Source organism: Methylococcus capsulatus, from assembly GCF_036864975.1.
Classification (GTDB): domain Bacteria; phylum Pseudomonadota; class Gammaproteobacteria; order Methylococcales; family Methylococcaceae; genus Methylococcus.
Window position 1 is genome coordinate 2,090,423 of the sequence record NZ_CP104311.1, and the last position, 24,410, is coordinate 2,114,832.

The window sequence follows — 24,410 nt, forward strand, 5'->3', positions numbered from 1 at the left end:
AAATATTTCCGGCCGTCTGCGCTGCCGGCATGGATTGGGGGGGCACTCCGGCTGTTTTGAGCTTTTGGGTGACATTGGGAGGCAGTCGCCTTATAATTTTGACTACGGCACGTTCAACCAATCATCGTGCCGTGTTCTTCTTGAACCCTCCCGATCCATTGAATCGTCTGCCTCGATTGGTGCCGTTTTTCCCTGGAACGGCAGGCCGTCGCAGGACACCACTAAATATGTCATCTGATTTGAATTCTGCCGGCCCGGCTTTTGCCGATCTGGGGCTGGCTCAGCCCCTTTTGCGCGCCGTTTCCGAAGCCGGTTACGTCCGTCCCACCCCCATCCAGGCACAGGCGATCCCGCTTCTGCTCGCCGGCGGCGATCTGTTGGCGGCGGCCCAGACGGGAACCGGCAAGACCGCCGGGTTCACCCTCCCGATTCTGCACAGGCTGCTGGAGAAACAAGTTCCGCGCCGGCCGCGGCGTCCGCGCTGTCTCATCCTCACTCCCACTCGCGAGCTGGCGGCGCAGGTGCTGGAATCGGTCGAAACCTACGGCAAGTACGTCCCGCTGAAAGCCACGGTCATGTTCGGCGGGGTGGGGCTCAACCCCCAGGTCCGTGCTCTCGGGGCCGGCATCGACATCCTCGTTGCCACGCCGGGTCGACTGCTCGACCATTGCGGACAGAAGACCGTTGACCTTGCCGGTGTGGAAATCCTCGTACTGGATGAGGCGGACCGTATGCTCGACATGGGGTTTATCCGCGACATCCGGCGGATTCTGGGACTGCTGCCGAAGCAGAGGCAGAACATGCTGTTTTCGGCCACGTTCTCGGATGAAATCCGGGCGCTCGCCGACGATCTGCTGAACAATCCCGGCTATGTCGAAGTGGCACGCCGCAACGCCGCTTCCGATCTGGTCGACCAGACCGTCCATTTGGTCGCGCAAGAACACAAACGCGATCTGCTCACCCATTTGATCCGCCGGCACGACTGGCGCCAGGTGCTGGTATTCACCCGGACCAAGCATGGTGCGAACCGGTTGGCGGAAAAACTGGCCGAGGATGGCATTCCGGCGGCGGCGATTCACGGCAACAAGAGCCAGTCGGCGCGCACCCGGGCGCTGGCGGATTTCAAGGATGGCAGGGTGCCGGTCCTGGTGGCCACGGACATCGCGGCACGCGGACTGGACATCGATCAGCTACCCCATGTAGTGAACTTCGAGTTGCCGAATGTGCCGGAGGACTACGTCCATCGGATTGGCCGCACCGGGCGGGCCGGCAACACCGGGTCCGCTGTGTCGTTGGTGGCGAAGGAGGAGCTGAAGCTGCTGAATGGTATCGAGCGTCTGATCAAACGCCCGATTCAGCGGGGGGCGGTGGAGGATTTCGCCCCGCAGGCCGAGCGCCGGGAAGACCGGTCGCGGCGGTCGTCGCAAGAGGTGCGTGAGGGGGGCGGCAGGCAGTCTCCCCCGGACCAGCCCAAGGCGCGGGCAGGGCTGGCGCCCCGCAGCGCCGCCCGGCATTTGCCGAAGCCGCAGAGGGCAGGCAACCGGCTGCGCAGCCAGGGCGGCAAACGCGGTTGACGGTCTGCTGCGAGCCGGAGGGCATCTCCGCCTTGCCGGCTTCCCGTGCGCGGCCGTTCGTTTCGCTCAACAGTTTGTCACCCCGTGCTTTGTTGCCGTCAACGCCGGCAGCGGATAGTCTGAATCCGGCCTTGGATTAACCGGGGGACTCCAGTCATTCCGTGACCGGCCCGCTGTGTCGAGCGGAGCCGTTTCTCCCGGGTTCAGCCAGGGTTTCTTTCAGACAGCATTCGTGCGGAGGAAAGATCATGATCCTGAGCAATCTGACGTCGCACCTGAAGTTTCCCAGCATCGACCGTCTGTGGCCGGATGTAACCGTCGAGGACGTGCTGTCGGCGGTGATTCTAATCACGTTTGCTTCTTTGATGGCGATCGAGATCCGCTATGGCGGGGGCGTGCGAACCGACCCCTCGGTGCGGAAATCGTACCGGACGAACCTGTCGCTGTTCCTGTTCAACGACTTACTGATGTCCGCCTTGTCGGTGTCTTCCCTGCTGGTATTGGCGGAGTGCCATGCCGGCGGTGGACTCCTGGCCGGCGTGAGCACCCCCTGGCTTCGTGGGCTGCTGGCCTTGCTCCTGCTCGATCTGGTGCTGTATTGCTGGCACTGGGCCAGCCACCGCCTGCCCTGGCTGTGGCTGTTCCACAAGGTGCACCACAGCGATCATTCGATGAACGTGACGACCGGTTTCCGACTGCATTTCGCCGAGGTGCTGTTGACGGTACTGGTCAAGGCCGGCTTCATCGTGGTCACGGGCGTACATGCCGCCCAGGTCCTGTTCAGCGAGGCGCTGATCACCCTGGCCGTGTTGTTTCACCATGCCGATATTTCGTTTCCGGGGGAGTGCCGGCTGGGTCATATCTTCATCGTGCCAAGCCTGCACCGTGTGCATCACTCGGCTTTGCGCAGCGAGCACGATCGTAATTACGGCGCACTGTTTTCGTTTTGGGACCGGTTTTTCGGCACACTGCTGGAAGTCCAGCCGGCACAGATCGGATTACGCGACGTGGAGCCCTTGAATTTCACCGAAACCCTGAAGTTCGGTTTCACCTATGTCTATATGCCGACGCCACGTCCTCTTCGACTTCGCCCCCGGCAGCCATTGGAACCGATGATCGCCGAAGCCGCCTATTTCCGGGCCGAAAAGCGCGGATTCGTTCCGGGGTTCGAAATGTTCGACTGGCTGGCCGCCGAGCGCGAAATCGAGGAGCGGTTGAACGGTGGGAGCGGTAACGCCGGCGCTGTCCGCCAGACGCCGTAAAGCCTACGACAGCGGGCCACTTGTCCGCAATTTCTGAGGAGGTGGCCCGAACGGAGTCATGACATTACGATTTTATTTTAAGGTGCTCACAATTTAGACTATGCATCGAAAGCACTGCCGTGGAGTGTTTTTTTGCGTCCGGCCCACCGGAGATCCAGTTCGGACACCGTCCCGCAAGGCCTTGAAACGAACCCCTTCGAGTGAATATTCCCCAACTGGCCGCCAATATGGCCGAACGCTTCGCCCGCCGGCCGGGGCGGGTCCTGGCTCTCGCCATGGCGTTCTCGGTGTTGTCTCTCTGGGCGGTTTTCCAACTGCCGGTCTATACTTCCCGCCAGGCCCTGCTGCCGCACGACAACGCCGTTGCCCAGCGCTTCGACGCTTTCCTGAAGAAATTCGGCGCCGCTTCCGACCTGATCGTGGTCCTGGAAGGGGCACCTCCGGATGAACTGAAGACATTCGCCGACGAACTGGCGAGCGCCCTCGCTGCCGAGCCCGAAATCGCCCAGGCGACGGCACGGGTCGATCTGCGTTTTCTGCTGGAGCACGCCTATCTGGCCGTACCTGAAGATCGGCTCAAAGCGCTGGCGGGCACGCTCGACAGGTTTGCGGGAGCTGCCATCCCCAGCGATGCCCCTCGGATCGACGCGGCTCTGGACCGCCTTCGCGAGCGCCTCGAAGAGGCGCCCGCCGCGCCCGATGCCGGTATCGACATTCCCACGGCCGAGACCGGCCTGAAACTGCTGGCGGTTCTGCTCGACGAGTGGCACCGCTGGCTCGCCGCGGGCGAGGTGCCGGCCGCGCTCGACTGGGGACGGCTGCTGGCCGGCCAGGGCGGGAGCGAGGTCGCCAATGAAGGCTATTTCGTCTCGCGCGACGGGCGTATGTACTTCCTGTTCGTGCACCCGGCGAGCGCTTCGGAGGATTTCACCGCCACCGGGCCGTTCATCGAAAAGGTGAGAGACGTGGCGGCAACGCAGGCGGCGAAGACTCGGGCAGCCGGCCGGGTCGCGCCCAAGGTGGGGCTGACCGGGCTGCCGGCCATAGAGTACGAAGAGCACGTCAGCATCCGCCACGACATAGCGCTGGTGGTCGGTTCCGCCGCCAGCCTGATCGTCCTCCTGATTCTGGCGGTGGTGCGGAGCTGGCGCTGGGCGCTGGTCATCTTCGTTCCCATGGGCCTCGGGGTGTTGTGGAGCCTGGGCCTGGCGCTGGTGACCGTCGGCCATCTCACTCTCATCACCGCCAGCTTCATTGCCATCCTGTTCGGTCTGGGTGCGGATTACGGCATCTTCACCTCGGCGCGGATCGCCGAGGAGCGTCGTCGCGGTAAACCGCTGACCGAGGCGATCGGGGCAGGGATGGGCGCTTCCTTCCAGGCGGTGTTCACCGCGGGCGGCGCCTCGGTGGTGATTTTCGGGGCTTTGGCCACGGTCGATTTCCCCGGCTTTTCCGAACTGGGGCTGGTGGCGGCCAAGGGAGTGATGCTGATCCTGGTCAGTACCTGGCTGGTCCAGCCGGCGCTGTATGCCTTGCTGCCGCCGAAACTCGCGCCGTTGCCGGCCGCGGCGTCTGCCGGGGCGATCGAGCCGGGCCGTATGCCTTTCCGGGGAAGCGTCGCCGTGATCCTGGTCGCGGGGGCGTTGGCTACGGCGGCATTCGGCATCGGAAGCGGCTACGAGCTTCCCTTCGATTACGACGTGCTTTCGCTGTTGCCGAAAGACTCCGAGTCAGCCTACTACCAGAACCGTATGGTCGCGGAGAGCGACTATCAGGCGGAAGTGGTCATCTTTACCGCACCAGACCTCGAAGAGGCCCGACGCATCGCAGCGGAGGCGGGCAGGCTGGGGAGCGTGGCCAAGGTGCAGTCGCTCATGGACCTGTTTCCGCCCGACGCCGACGCACGCGCCCTCGAGGCCCGGCGCATCGGCGAACTTGCTGACGACGGCTATGCGGTCCGATTGGCCAGGCTCGCCGCCATCGGTCTGCCGGAAGGGACTTTCGGACGCGTGCGGACGATTCTGGAGAAGGGCGGCGATTTCATCGACCAGTCCCAGGAGCTGGCATTCTCGGCCGGGCATTCCGGGCTGGTGGCGGCTTTGGAAGACGTACGGGGGAGGCTGGATGCAGTCCGGTCCGCCATCGAGGCCGATCCCGTCCAGGCCCGGGAGCGCAGCGAGCGGTTCTTCCGGATGCTGCTGTCGGCGGCGGAGCGGGGCGTGGCACTGCTGGCGGAGTGGCGCCAGGCGCGGCCCATCACCCCGGCCCAACTTCCGCCGGCTTTGCGGGACCGGTTTTTCGCCGCCGACGGGACGGTTGCAGTGTACGCTTTTCCGGCAAAAACTGTGTATGATCCCGCCAACCTCGACAGGCTGATGCAGGAAATTTATGGCGTGTCGCCCGATGCGACCGGCTTCCCGGCCACCCATCAGGTGTTCTCCAAGTCCGTGGTGGAAAGCTTCACCCATGGAACTCGTGAGGCGGTGACCGTTTGCCTGCTGTGGCTGATGGCTCTCTGCGGCATCCGCTACAACTATGCCAACATCATCGCTTTGCCCCTGGTCATCGCCCTGGCGGTGGATTACGGCGTATGGTTCTCCCAGCGCTGGTTCGACCTCAAGGACCGTTCGCTGACGCAGATCAATCGGGTCGCGGGGAGGGTGATCGGGCTCGCCGCCGGCACCGAGCTGGCGGGACTGGGGGCGATCACCCTGGCGAACTATCGCGGCGTGTCCAGCCTGGGCGTCAACATCACCGTCGGTCTCCTGTGCTGCTTGGCCGCGACCCTGTGGGTGGCACCGGCGATCGGACAGCTTCTCGATTCAAGAAAGAAACCATGACAGACAAGATTACGCGCTTTTCCCTCCTGGCGGCCCTGCTGGCCCCCTTCGTTCCCGCGCAGGCCGGCGCCCCCGCACCGGTGGTCGTCTGTTACCCGGGGGGAGCCGTGAATGAGCGCGACGCCGATCAGGCGATGGATGCGATGCTGCGGGTGGTGGAGCGGGTAGGGCAGTGGCCGGAGAAGAGTTTCAGCAGCGTGTTCACCGCGAAGGTGGCGGATTGCGGAAAACTCATGGCGGAAATGAAGCCCGCGTTCGCGATCACTTCGCTGGCGCTATACCTGGACATGCGCGGCCAATACGATCTGGTGCCTGTGGTTCAGCCCAGGATCGACGGACGTACCAGCGAGCGTTACCGGGTCGTGGCAAAGCAGGGCAGGTTCCACGACATGGACGAACTCAAGGGCAGGACGCTGGGGGGTACCATGCTGGATGAACCGGCCTTCCTCGGCAAGATCGTGTTTGCGGGCAAGTATGATCCGGAAAAGGATTTCGCCCTCCAGCCTTCGCGCCAGGCGATCCGGGCCCTGCGCTCCCTGGACAAGGGCGAGCTGGATGCGGTGGTGCTCAATGAACAGCAGTTCGCGGGTCTGAGCGCGCTGCAGTTGGCGAGTCCGGTGGAGACGGTGTTCACATCCGCGGAGATTCCGCTGATGGGTGTGGTGGCCAATGCCCGGTTGACTTCGGCCCAGGAACGGGCGCGCTTCGCCCAGGCGCTGGAAACCCTGTGTGCCGATCCCGAAGGCAGGAAGCTGTGCGACCTGTTTGGTATCCAGTCTTTCGTAGCGGTGGATCCCACCGTGTTCGATCCCATGGCCAGGCTCTGGCTGGCGCGGAACTGACGCATTGCATACCGTGCGTCTGTTTGCTGCCGGTATTCTGGCGGGGGTCCTGGCCGGTTGCGGCGGCCTCCACCGCGATGGCATTCCGGCAGGTCCGTCGGCGGGCTGTCCCCGGCTGACCGCCGCCGCCCTGAGTGCCGGTCAGGATGCACTCGGTCCTTCCAGCGAAACGCGGGAGCTGGAATGTGCCCTGGATTTCCTGCGCGGCTCGGATGACCCAGCGTTACGCCGCAGTTCCCTGGGCAGCCGGATTTGCCTGCATCTCGCCGAGCGCAATTCCGATCCGGCGGAGCGTGCGCGCTTCGCCAGGGAGGGGGTGGAGCGCGCCGAAGCCGCGCTGGCGCAAGGCGGAGAGGATGACGGCGCGGTCCATTATTATCTGGCTGCAAACCTGGGGCTGGCCGTGCGCGATGACATGACGGCGGCGCTGGCGAATCTGCACCGGCTGGAGCACGAGTCCGAGGCGGCGGTGAAGCTGAGTCCCGATTTCGATGACGGCGGCCCCTTGCGGCTCTTGGGCATGTTGTACCTCAAGGCCCCGGCCTGGCCCGCAGGGATGGGCGACGGCGACAAGGCTCTGGACCTGCTCGGACAGGCGGTGGAAAGACACCCCGGGCACCCCCTCAACCATCTGTTCTATGCCGAGGCCCTGTGGGAAGTGAACGGCGAGAGCGAAAGCCGGCGAGTCGAGGAGGAAATGGCCGCCGGTTGGAGATTGCTGGAGTCCGGAAGCTGGGGATACAACAAACAAATATGGGAACGGGAGTTCGCCGATCTTCGCCAGGAGATCGGGGCGCCCGCTAGGTAGCATTCTCTTCCGCTCTTTTCCGAGGCGCCGACCATGAGCCGATCGATCAGAAACCAAGATGTCCCCGAACTGCCCCGTCGGCGGCAGGTCCGCACCGTCGGCATGAGCGGCAATTACTGGTATGTGGTCGAGATCGACGGCAGGCTCAAGCCCCGGCAAGTCAAACGGGTGCGTTTCTGGGGACAGGACATCGCGTTGTTCCGCGACGCTGCTGGCGAACTGCATGCCGTGGAAGACCGTTGCCCGCATCGGCAACTCCCGCTGTCCCAGGGCTTCGTCGAGGGGGGAAACCTGGTCTGTACCTATCATGGATGGAAATTCGATGGCTGCGGCCGGTGCACCGAAATCCACCATGAGCTTGGCAAGGGCCGTACCAGGTTACCTAGAATCCGCATCAGGACCTATCCCGTCAAGGCGCAATGGGGGCTCATCTGGCTGTTTCCGGGCGATCCCGCCCTGGCGGACGGCACCCCGCTGCCGACGATCCCGCAGCTCGAAGGGGGGCAGCCCTGGCCGTTCTTCCCGATCGACGTGACGATCAAAGCGCACTTCTCGATGATCGTGGAGAACGTCTGCGACTTCAACCACGAATACCTGCACCGGCACAAACGCCCCTTCCTGCAGCCTATCCTGCGCGAGTGGAAGCAGGACGCCGACAGTGTTCGGGTCTACTACGACACCCGTTTCGACGGGAGCCCCGTCGCCAAGCTCTTCATGGAAGGCGGGGCGCGTGATCTCAACGAGATCGAGATCTGGTACCAGTACCCTTATCAGGGTTCCGACATCGGCGGCAAGTACATCCACTGGCTGTTCATGCTGCCGGAGGACGAGCGCACCACCCGCTGTTTCTTCGTCTTCCTGTTCGGGCCGATCCATGTCCCGATCGTGAACTGGAAGATGCCCGAATTCCTGCGCAAGCCCATCCTCTGGTTCACCAACAAGTGGTACATCGAGCCCCTGTTGGGCGAGGACAAATGGGCGCTGGAATTGGAGCAGGACGGTTTCGAGCGCCATCCCGATGCGCCGCAGATCGAGCTCAATCCGGCCATCAGCTCGTTCCAGAAGTTGTCGCTGGAGAAGTGGAAGGCTTACCAGCAGTCCATGGAGAGAGCCGGGCCAAAGCCGGCGGCAGACCCGGCATGACCACACTGGTCACCGGCGCCACCGGCCATCTCGGCGCCAATCTGGTTCGGGCGCTGCTGGCCCGGGGCGAGAAGGTGCGCGCCTTCATCCGCCGACAAAGCGACGTCGCGGCGTTGGACGGCTTGGCGGTCGAGCGGGCCTACGGCGATCTGCGCGACCGCCGCTCGATCCGGGATGCGCTGGAAGGTGTGGAGCGGTTGTACCACACCGCGGCCTTCGTCAGTATCCGCGACGGTGACCGCCAGGAGCTGTTCGACGTCAACGTGGTCGGCACTCGCATGCTGATGCAGGAGGCGCGGCGGGCCGGCGTGCGTCGGGTGGTGCATACCAGCTCCTTCGGCGCGGTCGGCATCAACCCCCAAGGCGCATCGAACGAACACTGGACAGTCAGCCCGTTCGAACCGGGCACCGACTACGAACGGACCAAGGCCGTGTCGGAACACGACGTGATCCTCGAAGCCGTGCGCGGCCTCGACGTGACCATCGTCAACCCGGCCGCGATCGTCGGTCCGTGGGATTTCCGGCCCAGCCTGGTCGGCCGTACCATCCTCGACTTCGCCCATGGCCGGATGAGGGCGTTCGTTCCCGGTGCCTTCGACTTCGTCCCGATGCGCGACGTGGTGGCTGCGGAACTGCTGGCCATGGACAAAGGCATCCGCGGTGAGCGCTATCTCGTCACCGGCGAGCACTGCACCATCGGTCAGATACTGCAATGGCTGGAGGAGCTGACCGGGCAGCCGCGTCCGAAGCTCGCGATCCCGCCGCGCCTCATGCAGGGCATCGCGCTGCTGAAGGACCCGCTGGAACGCCGTTTTTTCCCCCGCCGGACGCCACGCTTCAACTACCACTCCATCCGCCTGCTCAACTCGGGCAAGCGCGGGGATTCCTCACGGAGCCGGCGCGAACTGGGCCTGGTCCCGACTTCCACCCGTGCGGCTTTCGCCGATGCCGTGGCCTGGTTCAGGGAGAGGGGGATGATCTGACCCCGGGCCGGTCGCGCTGCGGTTCTTCCAGGGCGATGCGGGTGGAAGTGGATGACGGTGGCGAATGCATGACCGTCACCGGCACTCCGAGCGAGGCCCACTGATACAGCCAGCCGGCATCTTCGGGCGCCTTGGGCCAGCGCACGTTGTGCTTCTGGGTCGACATGTTGACGCAGCCATGGCTTGCAGGGCGGCCGAAGCCATTGTGCCACCAGGCGCCGTGGAAGGCGTAATCCGAATAGAAATACTGGGCATAGGGAACGTTTTCCACGATGTAATGCCCTTTTTCCCCTTTTTTGGCCCTGCTTTTCATGGTCTTCGTGGGAAAGCGCGCATAGATGTAGAACGAGCCGGTGACCGTCGGTGTCTGCGGTTTGCCCGTGCTGACCTTGAAGGTCCGCACGGTTTGGCCGTTTTCCACCGCTGTCATCGTCTGGGTGTCGAGGTAGACGAAGATTTTCCGGTCGGTTCCCGTCGAGAAGCTCAAATCCAGCGGGGGCTCGAGATAGCCCCCCTGGACACCGCGGAAAGCGCCGGGTTCCGCGCTGACCCGTATCACACTGGAGGGCGGCCAGCCGTTGAGCGGGGTGAATTGCAGCCGGGTTTTGCCGATCCAACCCCATTTCCCGGTCATTTCTTTGCCGTCCTGAGTCTGGATCCGGACCTGCCGGCCGGCGTTTTCCCGTTCGGCCAACGGCTCGCTGAAAGTAATCTGCAAAGGCATCGCCGTGCCGAGATTCTCTGCTCCACGGAGGTTCACGTCTGCGGACACTGGCGGCGGCGTCGAAATGCGCAGCTCGAATGGAGGTAGCGGCACGCCGGTGGTGGTTTCCCAGCGAATCTGCGTCGGATAGGTGCTGCCCTGGGTGTAGTCCGAGGCGTGCAGCCTGAAGACGGTACGGGTTTCATCCGGCTGGACGGCGAGTTTCAGTCCGCCGACAGGCTCGAGTTTACCCACCGGTTGATCGAACACGAGCGTCACCGATGCGTCCGGAGCCAAGCTGCGATCCGGCGGTCCTTCCAGGGTGGGCATACCCACGGTCGTGAATTCCGCCACTTCGGTTCGCTTCTCGTTGGACCAGATACGTTCCACCGTCACGGTGAGGGTATAGTGCTTGCCAAAGGCGAGTGGAGGGGGGAACTCGAAACGCTCCGGTTCCCTGGCGGCCGTCACTACCGTTCCGTCGTCTTCCCGCAGTTCCACGGCTGCGATCCGGGTACCTACACCGACGGGTTCCGCCGTGACGGCCAGACGCGGATCGGCCATTGCCGTGCCGTTCGCCGGATATGTCACTATGCCGAAAGGAGTGAGGCGGGCGTGGAGTTCCACGGTGACCAGTGCCATCACCGCCACGGCCAGGATGCCCGCTACTACCCGGCCGCTCCCTGATCGGATCGAGCGTACGTTTGCGGATCGGTTCACGCCATGTCTCCCTTTTGGTTTCGATGCCAGAAACCCTGATTTTGAATTTTATCGGGATTTGCGCTCAAACGTTATATGGGCCGGCAGCGTTGCTCGGGGCCAGAATGCCGCGCAGCGGGCCGCCGGTCGTCGCATAGGCAACGAGGCATCGAGCCATCGATCGACTTGCAGGCCCGGAACACGTAAAGTGTCGCGGTCTTGAACTATCGGTACCTAGCGACCCGGTTCCGTCAACACAGAAGCCATGACCAACTATTCCGAAAATCTCGAAAGGCATCTCACCCAGGAAAATCCAGTGCTGCTGGGAGCGGCGCGGAGTTTCGAAGAGCTGGACAACATCGCCCGCGAACTGGGCCTGATCGATCCGGAATACGCCAGTGCCGGGCAGATTTCCTGGTGGCCGGTGATTTCAGTATTGGGCACCTTTTCCGCAGGCAAGTCGACTTTCATCAATCACCTGCTCCAGGCCAAGATCCAGCGTACCGGCAACCAGGCCGTAGACGACAAGTTCACGGTGCTGAGCTATTCCGATGACGTCGAGTCCAGGACCCTGCCCGGCATCGCCCTGGACGCCGATCCTCGCTTCCCTTTTTTCCAGATCAGCAAGGAAATCGACCAGGTTCTGCAAGGCGAGGGCGATCGCATCAATACCTATCTCCAGCTCAAGACCTGCAACAGCCCTTTTCTCAAGGGCAAGATCATTATCGATTCACCCGGATTCGACGCCGACCCGCAGCGCGATGCCGTTCTGGCGATTACCAAGCACATCATCGACATCTCCGACCTGGTGCTGGTGTTTTTCGATGCCCGCCATCCCGAACCGGGCGCGATGAAGGACACCTTGCGCTATTTGGTGACCGAAACCATCAAGCGCCACGATTCCAACAAGTTCCTGTTTATCCTCAACCAGATGGACACGACGGCCCGGGAGGATAATCCCGAGGAGGTGGTGGCGGCCTGGCACCGGGCCCTGGCCGAATCGGGCCTGGTCACGGGGCGGTTCTACACGATTTTCTCGCCCGATGTCTCCGTGCCCATTGCCGATGAGACCCTGCGCCAGCGCTATCTCCAGCGGCGCGACCGCGACTGGGCGGAGATCAACGCGCGTATCCAGCAACTCGAAATCGAACGATCCTACCGCATCCTCGGTACCCTGGAACGTCTGGTCGAGGAGTTCCAGGACGTGGCGTTGCCCGAAATCGAGAAAGTGTTCAAAACCTACCGCAAACGGTTGATCCGGACCGACTGCGCGACTTTCCTGCCGGTATTGGGAGCCGCCGGTTATGGGATGGTGGAATTCGTCCCGCTGGAGCCGAATCTGCTGGTGATGGCAGGTTCGGGTGTACTCATCGGCTTGCTCCTGGTGTGGTCCCGGGTCCACATCATGCTGAACGGGATTTTTGCGGCGTTGGGTGTGCGGACTCTCAAGAAGCGCCAGAAGGTGCTCAACATCCGTTGGGACATGGTCCGCGGTTTCCGGGTAAATGCCGTACCTTGGCCGTTTTTCCGCAAGCCGGGTCTGATGGGCTGGAGCCGGCGCTGCGAGCTTCAGTTGTCCGCGATCCGCCAGCGCTGTAAGGAATCGATCCAATCGCTGAACGATCTGTATACGAATCCCTCAGGCAGGCCGGAAACGGTCCGGCTTGCCGAGCCGCTCTCATCACCGGCCATCGAGTCGTCGGTCGTACCCGGCGAGCCAGCGCCGGCGTCGCCGCAGGATCTGTCCATCGAGTCGGAGCGGGCATCTTCCTAGCGTAAGTCCTCAAAGAAGATTTCAGGCACGATGTTCAGGGGCGAGAAATCCCGTATCCGGGGCGCTTTCGCGGCAGCCTGACGGCCTGTTGCGAGGGGTGCTGCCTGGCGGCTTTCCTGCCGTAGCCTCGCCTGCATGGCATGCGACCGCGTTGGCTCCCGGCCAACGGGTCTTTGACCGGGCCAAGACAAGGCGCTGGGGGGGGATGGAGATAGGTGAAAAAGCCAGCCCCAAGGGCAAGCCCCTTAGACGTTTTTTTGAGTGTCACCTACCTTCGAGAGCGTAAATCCGATGCAAATCATCGACTCAGCGATAGCCTCGTCCCATGCTAAACTGCGACGCAAGGCGTTTCCGGGACGACCATGAGCGTAGCGCTACGACTGTACGAACAACTGACCGAGGCGGGCGAAGACAAGACGCGCGCCAAACTGATCGCGGAAGCCTTCGAGCATCTGGAGGACCGCTATCCCCAGTTGAAGGACGTGGCGACCGCCGGCCAGGTGCGCGAGACCGAATTGCGGCTGCAGAAGGAGATCAAGGAAGTCGAAGCGAGACTGCAGAAGGAAGTCAAGGAAGTCGAAGCGAGACTGCAGAAGGAAATCAAGGAAGTCGAAGCCGGATTGCGGACGGAGATCGAGTCGATCCGGCTGGATATGAAAGAGATCGACGCCAGGCTGCAAAAGCAGATCAAGGAAATCGAGGCGACGCTTCGTCTGGAAATCGAAAAAACCCGGTTGGAGATCCGCGAAGTCGAAGCGGCACTGCGGCTAGAGATCGAAAAAACCCGCCTGGAGATCCGCGAGGTGGAGGTCAGGCTGCAAAAGGAAATCAAGGAGGTGGAAGTGCGTCTGACGCAGGCCATCCATCGCCAGACTCTCTGGGTGGTCGGTTCCGTCGGTGCGGTGGTGGGAATGATCCGGCTGCTGGAATGGTTCCTCGCCCATCTGCCAAGCGCTTAGCTTACCGTTTCGTCCGTTTTGCAAGCGGCGCTGTGTAGCAGACTCTCGGCTACCCGACGCGTTACGGAAGTCCGGCGGGTGCGTTATACGAGGCCGGTTCGTCGTGTCCTGAAGGGACGGAAAGTGTCATACTTTTACGATAGGCTTTTCGGGAGCGGCGCCTACCGGGCGGCGGAAATTCGACGAGAGGTTTGAAATGCGCTTGGGAATGATCGGTGTGGGCCGGATGGGAGCCAACATGGTTCGGCGGCTGCTGCGGGCCGGCCATGAGTGTGTGGTGTTCGATCTCGACCGGGCCGCGGTCGATGTGTTGGCAGCGGAGGGTGCGGTGGGTGCATCGACGCTCGAGGAGTTGGCGGCGGCGCTCGCCCCGCCGCGGCCGGTGTGGCTGATGCTGCCGGCCGCCGTGGTGGACCGCGTGGCCGAGCAGCTTGTCGGTGTGCTGGAAGCCGGCGACATACTGATCGATGGAGGCAACTCCTACTACGTTGATGACATCCGGCGGGCGGAAAGCCTGGCCAGTCGCGGTTTGCATTACCTGGACGTGGGAACCAGCGGCGGCGTTTGGGGCCTGGAGCGCGGTTATTGCCTGATGATAGGCGGCGAAGCGGGACCGGTGGCGCATGTGGAGCCGGTCTTCCAGGCCCTGGCGCCGGGGAAGGGTGAAATTGCGGAGACCGCCAGCCGTAAGGACCGCCGGAGCACCGCCGAGTACGGCTATCTCCATTGTGGCCCGGCCGGTGCCGGACATTTCGTCAAGATGGTCCACAACGGTATCGAGTACGGCCTGATGGCGGCTTATTCGGAAGGCTTCAACATCCTCAGCCGGGCCAACGTCGGTAAAGCCGGCAAGGCCCAGGACGCGGAAACCGCTCCATTGCGCCATCCCGAGCATTACCGCTACGACCTGCCGATCGCCGACATTGCCGAGCTGTGGCGGCGTGGCAGTGTGGTGTCCTCCTGGCTGCTCGATCTCACTGCCGAAGCGCTGGGTCGCGATTCGGAGCTAGCGAAGTTCGGCGGACGGGTCTCCGATTCCGGTGAGGGCCGCTGGACGGTGGCGACCGCCATCGATCAGGGCACTCCGGCGCCGGTACTCAGCGCGGCACTGTATCAGCGCTTCTCATCCCAGGGCGAAGACGAGTTCGCCCGCAAGATCCTGTCGGCGCTGCGTTTCGTTTTCGGCGGCCACGAGGAAAAGGCGTGAGCGTCGAGATCGCGCCGGTGCACACCGGCGACTCCTGCATCATGGTCATTTTCGGGGCCACTGGCGACTTGACCAGGCGCAAGCTGGTGCCGGCCTTATACAACCTCGCCAAGGCCGGGCTGCTGGCGAAGAAATTCGCGGTGGTCGGCGCAGCCTTCGATGATATGGACACGGAAGGTTTCCGCCGCCATCTTTCGGAAGCGATCCACGAATTTGCCGCGGTAGAGTTGGACGATGCCCTTTGGAGCGGGTTGGAAGAGCGCATCTTCTTTTCTCAAGGGGATTTCCGCGACGCCGATTATTATCGGCGGCTGAAGGAACTGTGTGAGCGGGTCCGGGGCGAACTCGGCATCGAGGACAACTATTTCTATTACCTGGCGACCGCGCCGATGTTCTTCGGCGAAATCGTGCAGCAGGTCGGCCGGGCAGGTCTGGCGCAGGAATCGGCCGGTCACTGGCGGCGGGTCATCATCGAGAAGCCGTTCGGGCATGATCTGGATTCGGCCAGGGCGCTGAACGCCCTGATTCGTCAGGTGCTGCATGAGCACCAGATTTACCGGATCGACCATTACCTCGGCAAGGAAACCGTGCAGAACATCATGGTGTTCCGCTTTGCCAACAGTATCTTCGAACCGATCTGGAACCGACGCTATATCGACCATGTGCAGATCACTGCCGCCGAGACTGTCGGTGTCGAACGGCGCGGGGGGTATTACGACAACGCCGGCTGCATGCGCGATATGGTGCCCAATCATTTGTTCCAACTGCTGTCCCTGACCGCCATGGAGCCGCCGATTTCGTTCGAGGCCGATGCGGTGCGCGACGAACAGACCAAGGTGCTGCGCGCCATCCAGGCTCCGACACCGGAAGAGGTGTTGAGCAGGATGGCCCGCGGCCAGTATCGGGAAGGTTCGGTGGACGGCGAACCGGTGCCGGCCTACCGTTCCGAACCGAACGTGGCGCCGGATTCGCATACCGAAACCTTCGTAGCCCTGAAGTTGAATCTGGACAACTGGCGCTGGGCCGGCGTGCCGTTCTACCTGCGTACCGGCAAGCGTATGCCCAAGCGGGTGACGGAAATCGCGATCCAATTCCGGCGCGCCCCCTTGGTCCTGTTCCGTAACACCCAGATCGAGCAGTTGCAGACCAACCGGCTGGTGATCCATCTGCAGCCGAACGAAGGCATTTCGCTCCAGTTCGGTGCCAAGGAGCCAGGCCCGGTCATGAAGCTGGGCGCGGTCAAGATGGATTTCGACTATGAGGACTATTTCGGCGCCAGTTCCAGTACCGGTTACGAACGTCTCCTGCACGATTGCATGACCGGGGATGCCACGCTGTTCCAGCGCGCCGACATGGTCGAGGCCGGCTGGAGCGTCATCCAGCCCATACTCGACGTCTGGAAGGCGCTGGTGCCGCGCTCGTTCCCCAATTACGCCGCCGGGACCTGGGGCCCGAAGGAGGCCGACGAGCTGATGGAAGAGGACGGCCGTCACTGGGCCAACGCCGTGTAGCCCGGCGGTGAAGCGTATCGGCTTCATCGCCGACACCCACGGCCTGCTGCGTCCGGAGGCCGTCGCGGTGCTGACGGGCAGCGACCTTATCATCCACGCAGGCGACGTCGGTGGCCCTGAGATACTCGCCGGCCTGGGCGTGCTGGCGCCGGTGGTGGCTGTGCGCGGTAACAACGACCGCGGCAGCTGGGCCGAAAGCCTTGCAGAAACCGCGGTGGTCGAATGTGCAGGTCTTGTGTGCTATGTGCTGCACGATTTGCAGGAACTGGCGATCGATCCGGCAGCCGAAGGTATCGGCGCGGTGGTTTCCGGCCATTCCCACCGCGCAGCGATTCGCAAAGACGCCGGCGTGCTCTATCTCAACCCGGGCAGCGCGGGTCCCCGGCGCTTCAAGCTGCCGGTCAGCGTCGCCCTGGTCGATGTTGTCGACGGTACGCCTTTGCCCCGTATCGAATGGATCGCCGTGTGAGGCCGAGTATTCAAAGTGCGCCGGCGATGCGTTCCAGCGCCTCGGCGATGATCCTTCGCGGTGCGCCGATATTGAGGCGCATGAAACCGCTGCCGGCTGCGCCGAACGTGATGCCGGGATTCATGCCGACCCGGGCCCTGCGTACGAAGAACTGCTTGAGTTCCGCATCGCTCATCCCCAGCTCGCGGCAATCCAGCCAAAGCAGGTAAGTGCCTTCGGCTGGGATGGGCTTGATGGCCGGAGCGTGGCGGTCGAGGAAGCCGGCCACGAAGTCGCGGGTCTCAGCGAGATAGGGCAGCAGACGTTCCAGCCAGTCTTCGCCCCCGCGATACGCTGCTTCGAAGGCGGTGATGCCGAACGGCGTCGATGCGCCGATGTGGAACAGCTCATAGATATCGCGCAGTGCCTTGCGCCGGCCGGCGTCTGGAACGACCAAGGCGGACAGCCCCAGGCCGGGGATGTTGAAAGTCTTGGATGGCGCCACCGCAGTCAGAACGTGAGGGGGATTGTCTGCCAGCGCGGCCAGCGGCGTGTGCCGGAAGCCCGGATAGACCAGGTCGTGGTGAATTTCGTCGGACAGGATGGTCACGCCGTAGAGGTCGGCGATGCGCAGCACTTCGACCAGTTCGTCCTGCGACCACACCCGCCCGACCGGATTGTGCGGCGAGCAAAGGATCATGAATCGGGCGCCTTCGGCGCACAAGCGTTCCAGACCCTCGTAATCCATCTGGTAGCGCCCATGCTCGAGCCGCAGCGGATTCAGTGCCAGCCGGCGGCCGGGAGCGGTGACTGCGCTGAAGAAGGGATGGTAGACGGGTGGCTGGATCACCACAGACTCATGGGGCCGGGTGAAAGCCATCACCGCAGCGTGGAGCGAAGGCACGACTCCAGGAGACAGGAGGATCCATTCCTGCCGGATATCCCAACCATGGCGCTTTTTCAGCCAGCCGATCAGTGCATCATACAAGCTGTCCGGGCACAGCGTGTAGCCGTAGATCGGATGGGCCGCGCGTTCCGCCAAGGCCCGCGTGACGGCGGGTGGCGCGGCGAAGTCCATGTCGGCGATCCACAGCGGGATCACGTCGTCACTGCCGAAATAGGCACCGCGCCCCTCGTATTTGACGGATGCCGTGCCGTTGCGCGGGATTTCGAAGTCGAATTCGGAAGCCACCACCCAGTTGTCTCCTTAAAGAATGCATCGTTCAAAAGATTTTCAAGTTTAACGGATGACGCCGCTGGGGGACGGAGACGCAGCGCTTCACGAAAGAAATGACCCACTTGCCTTCTGGGGATATAGAATGCCGCGACGAGCGGTGTATCCTCCGTTCAAGCCGTCATTACCCCTGGAATCTTTCGAGTGCCACACCCATGAAAATCGCCAACAGCGTCACCGATCTCATCGGCAATACTCCCTTGGTTCGAATCCGCCGGCTCAGCGCAGGCTGCGGGGCGGAGATCGTCGCCAAACTCGAATTCTTCAATCCGGCCCACAGCGTCAAGGACCGCATCGGCGCGGCGATGATCGATGCCGCCGAGCAGGCCGGCCTCCTCGGTCCGGACACCGTCATCGTCGAACCGACCAGCGGCAATACCGGCATCGCCCTGGCCATGGTCTGCGCGGCACGCGGTTACCGCTGTGTCTTGACCATGCCCGAAACCATGAGCAAGGAGCGCCGTATGCTGCTGAGGGCCTACGGGGCCGAGCTGATCCTAACACCGGGCCCGGAGGGTATGGGCGGGGCGATCCGCAAGGCCGAGGAACTGGCGGCTTCCGATCCGAAATATTTCATGCCGCAGCAGTTCAAGAATGCCGCCAATCCGGAGATCCACCGCAAGACAACGGCGGAGGAGATCTGGCGCGATACCGATGGTCGGGTCGACATCGTGGTGGCGGGTGTCGGCACCGGCGGTACCATCACCGGGGTGGGCGAGGTCCTGAAGCAGCGCAAGCCTTCCATCCGGTGTGTCGCGGTGGAGCCGGACGCGTCCCCGGTACTGTCCGGCGGCGAGAAAGGGCCGCATCCCATCCAGGGCATCGGTGCCGGCTTCGTACCGCCGATCCTGAACACCTCGATCTACGACGAGGTCGTCCGGGTGAAGAACGACGATGCTTTCGAATTCGCCCGGCGCGCGGCGCGGGAAGAGGGCCTCCTGGTCGGCATTTCTTCCGGTGCGGCGCTTTGGGCCGCACTGGAGTTGGCACGTCGGCCGGAGAACGCCGGGAAGCTGATCGTGACGATCATTCCCTCGTTCGGTGAGCGCTACCTCAGTACGGCTCTATTCGCGGACCTGGCGGACTGAAAGTTCGGGCAGCGGCGTGAACCGAAGGCGTGAGTCCTGTATCTTATCGGTTCGGTGGGACGAAGGCCCATGTAGAAATAACAAACGATGGAGGAGAAATTATGATCGGCGGCATCGTCGCAATTCTAATTGCGATCTGGTTCTACCGTTCGGCGGAAGGTCGCGGTTTGCCCGCGGTGCAATGGGCATTCGCCGGGCTGGTGGCCTATTACGTTCCGAATTTCATCTGGAGCCTGGTCGTGGCCAAACCTTTGATGGCCGAATTCCATGCCAGATCGGCCGTCATGATGGCGGGACTGATCGGGCATTCATCCGTGTTGGTGGGAGCGGTGGTGGCGATAGCCGTTCGCCACTATTTCCTGCTGCGGGCTCCGACCAACGGCTGAGCTAAAAGCGCGGGGGAGGCCGGCTCCACCCGCGCTTTCATGAGAGCCGTGTGCCGTCGGGATTACAGTTTGTCGGCGTTCTGGCTCAGATAGGCGGCGACCCCTTCCGGATCGGCTTTCATGCCGCTCTGGCCTTTGTTCCATCCCGCAGGGCAGACTTCCCCATGCTCCTCGTGGAACTGCAGGGCGTCCACCATCCGGATCAGCTCATCCATGTTGCGACCCAGCGGCAGATCGTTGACGACCTGATGGCGCACGATGCCCGACTTGTCGATCAGGAAAGTGCCGCGATAGGCCACGGCCGCGCCTTCGACTTCGACATCGTAAGCCTTGGCGATGGCATGGCTGACATCGGCGACCAGGGTGTACTTGACTGGTCCGATGCCGCCCTTGTCGATAGGGGTATTGCGCCATGCATTGTGGGTGAACTGGGAGTCCACCGAAACACCGATGACTTCGACACCTCGCTTCTTGAGCTCATCGACGCGGTGATCCAGCGCGATCAGCTCCGACGGGCAGACGAAGGTGAAATCCAGCGGATAGAACACGATGGCGGCGTACTTGCCCTTCGTTTCCTTCGAAAACCAGTAGTTGTCGACGATGGTGCCGCAGCCGAGGACCGCCGCCGCCTTGAAATCCGGGGCCGGTTTGCCTACGAGAACGCTCATTTACAGATCTCCTTTGAATGAATGGACGGTATTGAATCGCGGTGCCGGGCGAAACCTGGGTTCCGGCCCGGCGACCCTCTGAATGTTGCGAGAGAGCCAGAAATCGGCAACCGGATTGTACACAAATTTACTCAGAAATAGTCCAGCGCCGGTGTTTTACAAAGTGGAGTGCGAAAAGGCGTCCATCAGATCCTGCCATACTGCGCCGATTACCGGATCCGGCAGCCCGCAGATGCGAGTGATCAGGTCGCCGTCACGGTGATAGAGCTCGACTGCGGCTCCGGATTGGCCGTCGTCATCCTGTTCTGCCAGGTAAATCCGTCCAATCATCCGCTCTTCCAGCCCAAGGCTGAACTGATCGCTTTCGATTACAATGCGGCCGTTTTGCCGCACGCATTGGCGCAAGGGGCCCATGAACAACTGCCCCACCCCGGGGCCGTTCAAATAAACCATGCAGGGCAGACCGATGTTGGCCAACAGGCCAAGGCGTTCGCAAAAAGCTTCCAGGCCGAGCCGTACCCCAGGCTTGATCCGGGATGCGTTGGTCGGCGAAACGTGCGGTGGGTGCAGATGTCCCGGATTCAGGCCGGTCGAGGGATCAGACATATGCGGCTCCGTTGTCGTTCAGCGGGAGTAGCAGGAAGACCTGCGTTCGGGATTCCATGCAGCAAATTGAGTGCCACGGTCGCTTCCGGCGTCCTCGGGCTGCTCGAGACCGCTTCGCTGGGTGATCAGGGTAGCCTTCCGAATTTAACGGATTATGACGCCGGCTGTGTGGACTCACCCATGAGCGCGGGAAATCGCGCTGGTTTCCGACGCGCCGCTCGTCTTCAATGTGCCCGCGGATAACGCCGTTCCAAGTTGTTAAGGAATCGGTCGATCTGCCGCAGTCCCCCGTAAAGGAGCTTGGGTGCGCGCCGGTGCAGCCAACGTTCCAGGCGGTGGCCCATCCGGGGCCACAGTACGAGCATCCCGGCGATCCAGAAAGGCGTCCCGATGACGCCCGGTGCCACTTCAGCGACGATACCGGCGGTAATCAGTAGCCAGCCGACATCGCGGGGCAGGCTTTCGAGGTAACGAACGGCCGCTCCCGGCTCGGCGGGATCGATACGCACCGGGAGCAGGGACTTCCCGGCAGGGTCCTGTCGGTGTTCTACTTCGGTCTTGGTTTGGGGTACTGTCACGGATCGTTGCCGTGTGAGGTGAACTTCGAGTTATACAGTCTGCGCTCATGCCGTTACAGAGCGATGAAAATTTTGGCCGGGGTGGTTTTCTTCGAGGCCGCCATCGCACGGGCCGGAAAAAACTATCCCCGCCAAGTTGCGGGGATAGCAAAGAACGGCATCCGATGCGAAAGTGCCTCAGGTCGTCGCCATGCCTTCCTCGGACTCGGCGATCGATGTGCGTTCTTCCTTACGCCTGGTGAAATCCTTGACTGCAGAGTCAGCCCCATCGCATACGCCTTTGGCGATGGCGCTGTTTTTGGGAATCAGGCTGCCGATCATCAGGCCGCCGAACACTAGGCCGTAGGTGATGCCGTAGGAGCCGGTGTAGACGACCTTGGAGATGGTACGGCTCAGGGCGGGAATGAATTCGCCCGCGGCTTTGCGTGCCTGGCTGGCGCCCTCTTTCAAGCCTTCCACGGCGACTGCGACTGCCGTGAGCGCGGTGGATTTGGAGGCTTCAGTCTCGGAAGCCGATTCCGTCGAGGTTTCCGTAGCGGAACCCTCGGTCAGGGTTTCAGTAGTGCTTTCTACGTCGGTATCCTGAGAAATTCGGGATGAAGGTCTCTTGGCCATCGATACGTTCTCCTGCCAACACGGTTGAGGCGATTTTTTTTTCCGCTGCGATCGGGAAATACGGCGGCGGAAAATCCTGGTTTTCGCCTGGGGAAAACCATGAAAATTAATATAACAAGATTTTCTTTTTACGTCGTACATGTCATTGTGACGGTCCCGGAGGGGTTGGGGCTCGCGGGCGGCCGCGCTGCCGTTGCGACCAGAGCTCCAGCACTTTGTTGACCAGGGTGACTGTGATATGAGCGATTTGCGCTGCCCCAGCGCGGGCAAGAGCCGACGGCAGGGCCTTCAGGGCGGGCCAGTGGCGGCGCCAACGCCGGCTCCATTCCGTAGGAATACGGGGACAATAGCGGGCCACCTCGATTCGCCGCTTGTGCAGCCAGTAAACCATGCCGGTCAGATAGAGGGCGAGGGGAAGGAAACCAGCCAGGAAGCCCAGGGTGCGGCCGGTCGCGCCGAGTAAGCTGCCATTGTGCAAGGGGCGGATAGCGTTGACGAAACGCTGTCCCCGCCCGAAGTGGACGGAGTTACGGCTGTGGCGGATCTGGCCGCTGTAGGGGTCTACCCAGACCGCGGTGAGGGCATGATGCTCTCCGGGCCTGCGGAAGTCCACCCGGTACATGCCGTTGCTGGTGCGCGGGGTGGTCACACTGTCGACGACGGCATTCGGAAACAAACCGCGGGCCATCAGTATGGCCTGGCTCAGGTTCAGGGGGGTGTCGGAAATGGCGGACGAAGCAGCGATTTCTTCCGTATCGGGCGTTTCATGATGTCCGAAGTCCGAGGTTCCGGTCACGGTCGTCAATAATGAGGGAAAGGCGAGATGCAGTCCGGTGAGGACGGTAGTCATCAGTATCGGCAGGCTGTAAATTCCCGCGACCCGGTGTAGATCGAAAATCCTTCGCTTGAAGCCGGCCCGGGGCTTGACGGTCAGGGCCTGGCGCAGGCGGTGGCTGGTCGGTAGCCATAGCCAAAGACCGGTCACGAGACTGGCCAGGAGTGCCAGGCCCATCAGGCCGACAAGCGTTTGACCGGTTCCGCCAAGCAGCCATTGGGAGTGCAGGCGGTGGATCCAGCTTGCAAACGTATGGCCCCAGAATCGGTTGGCCAGTATTTCCCCCGTGTAAGGATCGATGGCCACCATGAGGGGGGCGTAGGATTCTCCGCTGGTTTCGATCGGTTGGTCATACCAGGCGACTGCTGGGCTGTCGGGCGATGCCGGGAATTGCAGCCGCCAGGACCCGAAGCGCCGAGGATGGGCGGATCTAACGGCTGCCATCAGCTGATCCGGTGACAAGCCGGCGCCGGGGTGGGGGGGCACCCTGAGCTCGGGATTGAGCCAACGGTCGAGTTCGGGTCCGATCAGGTTCAGACTGCCGCTGAGTCCGGTGAGGACGAACAAAAATCCGAGGCTCAAGGCGAGGGTCGAATGAATCCTGAGCCAGAGCTGGCGACGCCGCCGGTTGGTCATCATTTCGTTTTATTCTTGGTCAGGTGGAGCAAGGGGTTGGCGATGCCTGGAAGAACGCTGGCCGGGCAACCGGCCGAGTTGCTGCAGTTCCCAGGGTTGTGGTGCGATTTCTGCTTCCAGGTTCGCTTCGGCGGCGTCTTCGAGCTCATGGAAAAAATCTAGGCCGGATAAGGCTTCGACCGTGTCCACGCTGGCCAGGAAACGGTCCAGGGGGGCGTTTGCGGGGGCGTCCTGCGGTACGACGAAGGCTAGGAGGCGTGGAGCACCCGATGCAGTCGGAGCCGCATAGATTCGGAAGAATGCGTCGGGAATTTCGACCCGGAAAGCCGATTTCAGCCGTTCCGTCCGGGCATCGAACAAGGGGCCGGTGACGACCCAGACGGGATCGAACAGACGGGTGAAATGGCCCAGTTCGGTCTCCTCCAGGCGCTCCCAAAGCTTGCGGTTCAGTTCGGCCTTTTGTGGGACGACGTTGGTCATCAGGAAACTGTCGAGCTGTCCCGGCCGACCAAACAGCAGGTCCATCGCATGGTTGGGGGCCATGTGTCCCCGATCGTAGCCGCTGCGGGTATAGTCGTCGGGGCTGACCCGCGTCAGGTTGCGCCAGTCGGTCCTGAAATGGCGGGGGCGGGGGTGAGTTTCCCCGCTGTGAACGACCGGCCGCAAGGTGAAGGTGACCCAAAGCGGATTGCCGCGCAGTTCCGAATAGCCAAGCATGAACCCGTGGTTGCGGAGTACGTGAGTCCAGGTCTGCGGCCGTTTCCAGTCGGTCGCGCGAGGAACGCCCAGATAGGCCATGCGGGGTCTGGCCCGGAAGACCTCATAGGCATACCAGGCCGATGTGGCGATCAGCGCCAGCCCCCACAGGGCGGCGTGAAGACGGCGGGGTGCGTATGTCGCAGGCGATGCGCGTCGGCATCGGCGTGTTCTGGCGCGGGTATGGCGGCGGGAGAATGGAAGCAAGGACGGCAAGCGGCTCCGGTTATCGCTGGGGGGAAACGAAAAAAGCCG

General features: G+C 62.6%; 22 protein-coding genes. 14 read left to right on the forward strand and 8 right to left on the reverse strand.

The window, feature by feature from the left end; translation table 11 throughout:
* The first annotated feature begins 227 nt into the window (after positions 1–227).
* The 7 genes from N4J17_RS10400 (at position 228) to N4J17_RS10430 (ending at position 9,452) form a co-directional block, all read left to right on the forward strand.
* Positions 228–1,574, forward strand: a complete 1,347-nt coding sequence (locus N4J17_RS10400) for a DEAD/DEAH box helicase (RefSeq protein WP_198323289.1) — start codon at positions 228–230, stop codon at positions 1,572–1,574.
* A gap of 248 nt (positions 1,575–1,822) precedes the next feature.
* Positions 1,823–2,836, forward strand: a complete 1,014-nt coding sequence (locus N4J17_RS10405) for a sterol desaturase family protein (protein WP_198323290.1) — start codon at positions 1,823–1,825, stop codon at positions 2,834–2,836.
* A 200-nt stretch (positions 2,837–3,036) separates the two neighbouring features.
* A complete protein-coding gene (locus tag N4J17_RS10410; RefSeq protein WP_198323291.1) occupies positions 3,037–5,676 on the forward strand; it encodes an MMPL family transporter in 2,640 nt (879 codons plus the stop codon).
* Positions 5,673–6,518 (forward strand): sterol transporter periplasmic substrate-binding protein BstB, encoded by an 846-nt coding sequence (bstB, locus tag N4J17_RS10415; protein WP_198323292.1) that lies wholly within the window; start codon positions 5,673–5,675, stop codon positions 6,516–6,518. Before N4J17_RS10410 ends, bstB begins: the two co-directional genes overlap by 4 nt.
* Before the next feature lie 13 nt (positions 6,519–6,531).
* Positions 6,532–7,326 carry a sterol transporter outer membrane protein BstC gene (gene bstC / locus N4J17_RS10420; protein WP_277458321.1) on the forward strand — a complete coding sequence of 265 codons (795 nt, stop codon included), beginning with the start codon at positions 6,532–6,534 and terminating at the stop codon, positions 7,324–7,326.
* 33 nt (positions 7,327–7,359) lie between these two features.
* Positions 7,360–8,469: an aromatic ring-hydroxylating dioxygenase subunit alpha gene (locus tag N4J17_RS10425; RefSeq protein WP_198323294.1), complete on the forward strand. Its 1,110-nt coding sequence runs from the start codon at positions 7,360–7,362 to the stop codon at positions 8,467–8,469.
* Complete coding sequence (locus N4J17_RS10430; RefSeq protein WP_017364427.1) at positions 8,466–9,452, forward strand: SDR family oxidoreductase; 987 nt, start codon at positions 8,466–8,468, stop codon at positions 9,450–9,452. The genes N4J17_RS10425 and N4J17_RS10430 overlap by 4 nt, the downstream gene beginning before the upstream one ends.
* Here the strand turns inward: N4J17_RS10430 and N4J17_RS10435 are convergent.
* Positions 9,430–10,875, reverse strand: coding sequence for a L,D-transpeptidase (locus N4J17_RS10435; protein ID WP_198323295.1), 1,446 nt, complete (start codon positions 10,873–10,875; stop codon positions 9,430–9,432). The genes N4J17_RS10430 and N4J17_RS10435 overlap by 23 nt on opposite strands.
* 244 nt (positions 10,876–11,119) lie before the next feature.
* On the opposite strand from N4J17_RS10435, the gene N4J17_RS10440 reads away from it, so the two are divergent.
* From N4J17_RS10440 to N4J17_RS10460, 5 genes are all read left to right on the forward strand, one after another.
* Positions 11,120–12,628, forward strand: a complete 1,509-nt coding sequence (locus tag N4J17_RS10440; protein ID WP_232470531.1) for a dynamin family protein — start codon at positions 11,120–11,122, stop codon at positions 12,626–12,628.
* Positions 12,629–12,990: 362 nt separating this feature from the next.
* On the forward strand, positions 12,991–13,587 hold the full coding sequence (locus N4J17_RS10445) for a hypothetical protein (RefSeq protein ID WP_198323296.1): 597 nt from the start codon (positions 12,991–12,993) through the stop codon (positions 13,585–13,587).
* A 196-nt stretch (positions 13,588–13,783) separates the two neighbouring features.
* Complete coding sequence (gene gnd, locus N4J17_RS10450; protein WP_198323297.1) at positions 13,784–14,794, forward strand: phosphogluconate dehydrogenase (NAD(+)-dependent, decarboxylating); 1,011 nt, start codon at positions 13,784–13,786, stop codon at positions 14,792–14,794.
* A complete protein-coding gene (zwf, locus tag N4J17_RS10455) occupies positions 14,791–16,305 on the forward strand; it encodes a glucose-6-phosphate dehydrogenase (RefSeq protein WP_198323298.1) in 1,515 nt (504 codons plus the stop codon). The genes gnd and zwf overlap by 4 nt, the downstream gene beginning before the upstream one ends.
* A gap of 7 nt (positions 16,306–16,312) precedes the next feature.
* Entirely contained in the window at positions 16,313–16,774 is a 462-nt protein-coding gene (locus tag N4J17_RS10460) for a metallophosphoesterase family protein (RefSeq protein ID WP_198323299.1), read from the forward strand.
* 10 nt (positions 16,775–16,784) lie between these two features.
* On the opposite strand, the gene N4J17_RS10465 is transcribed toward N4J17_RS10460, so the two are convergent.
* A complete protein-coding gene (locus N4J17_RS10465; RefSeq protein WP_198323300.1) occupies positions 16,785–17,945 on the reverse strand; it encodes a MalY/PatB family protein in 1,161 nt (386 codons plus the stop codon).
* Between the two features lie 197 nt (positions 17,946–18,142).
* Here N4J17_RS10465 and cysK point away from each other — a divergent pair, with 197 nt between their 5' ends.
* Complete coding sequence (gene cysK / locus N4J17_RS10470) at positions 18,143–19,075, forward strand: cysteine synthase A (protein ID WP_198323301.1); 933 nt, start codon at positions 18,143–18,145, stop codon at positions 19,073–19,075.
* 101 nt (positions 19,076–19,176) lie between these two features.
* A complete protein-coding gene (locus tag N4J17_RS10475) occupies positions 19,177–19,461 on the forward strand; it encodes a hypothetical protein (protein ID WP_198323302.1) in 285 nt (94 codons plus the stop codon).
* Between the two features lie 62 nt (positions 19,462–19,523).
* Here N4J17_RS10475 and N4J17_RS10480 read toward each other — a convergent pair whose 3' ends face one another.
* From N4J17_RS10480 to N4J17_RS10505, 6 genes are all read right to left on the reverse strand, one after another.
* Complete coding sequence (locus N4J17_RS10480; RefSeq protein ID WP_198323303.1) at positions 19,524–20,129, reverse strand: peroxiredoxin; 606 nt, start codon at positions 20,127–20,129, stop codon at positions 19,524–19,526.
* A gap of 156 nt (positions 20,130–20,285) precedes the next feature.
* Positions 20,286–20,735 carry a hypothetical protein gene (locus N4J17_RS10485; RefSeq protein WP_198323304.1) on the reverse strand — a complete coding sequence of 150 codons (450 nt, stop codon included), beginning with the start codon at positions 20,733–20,735 and terminating at the stop codon, positions 20,286–20,288.
* Positions 20,736–20,959: 224 nt separating this feature from the next.
* The gene (locus tag N4J17_RS10490; RefSeq protein WP_198323305.1) at positions 20,960–21,313 is read right to left on the reverse strand and encodes a hypothetical protein; all 354 of its coding nucleotides are present in this window, start codon (positions 21,311–21,313) and stop codon (positions 20,960–20,962) included.
* A 177-nt stretch (positions 21,314–21,490) separates the two neighbouring features.
* Positions 21,491–21,928 carry a hypothetical protein gene (locus N4J17_RS10495; protein ID WP_198323306.1) on the reverse strand — a complete coding sequence of 146 codons (438 nt, stop codon included), beginning with the start codon at positions 21,926–21,928 and terminating at the stop codon, positions 21,491–21,493.
* Between the two features lie 142 nt (positions 21,929–22,070).
* Positions 22,071–23,402: a PepSY-associated TM helix domain-containing protein gene (locus N4J17_RS10500; RefSeq protein WP_198323307.1), complete on the reverse strand. Its 1,332-nt coding sequence runs from the start codon at positions 23,400–23,402 to the stop codon at positions 22,071–22,073.
* 6 nt (positions 23,403–23,408) lie between these two features.
* A complete protein-coding gene (locus tag N4J17_RS10505) occupies positions 23,409–24,362 on the reverse strand; it encodes a DNA/RNA non-specific endonuclease (RefSeq protein ID WP_232470532.1) in 954 nt (317 codons plus the stop codon).
* Positions 24,363–24,410: the final 48 nt, after the last annotated feature.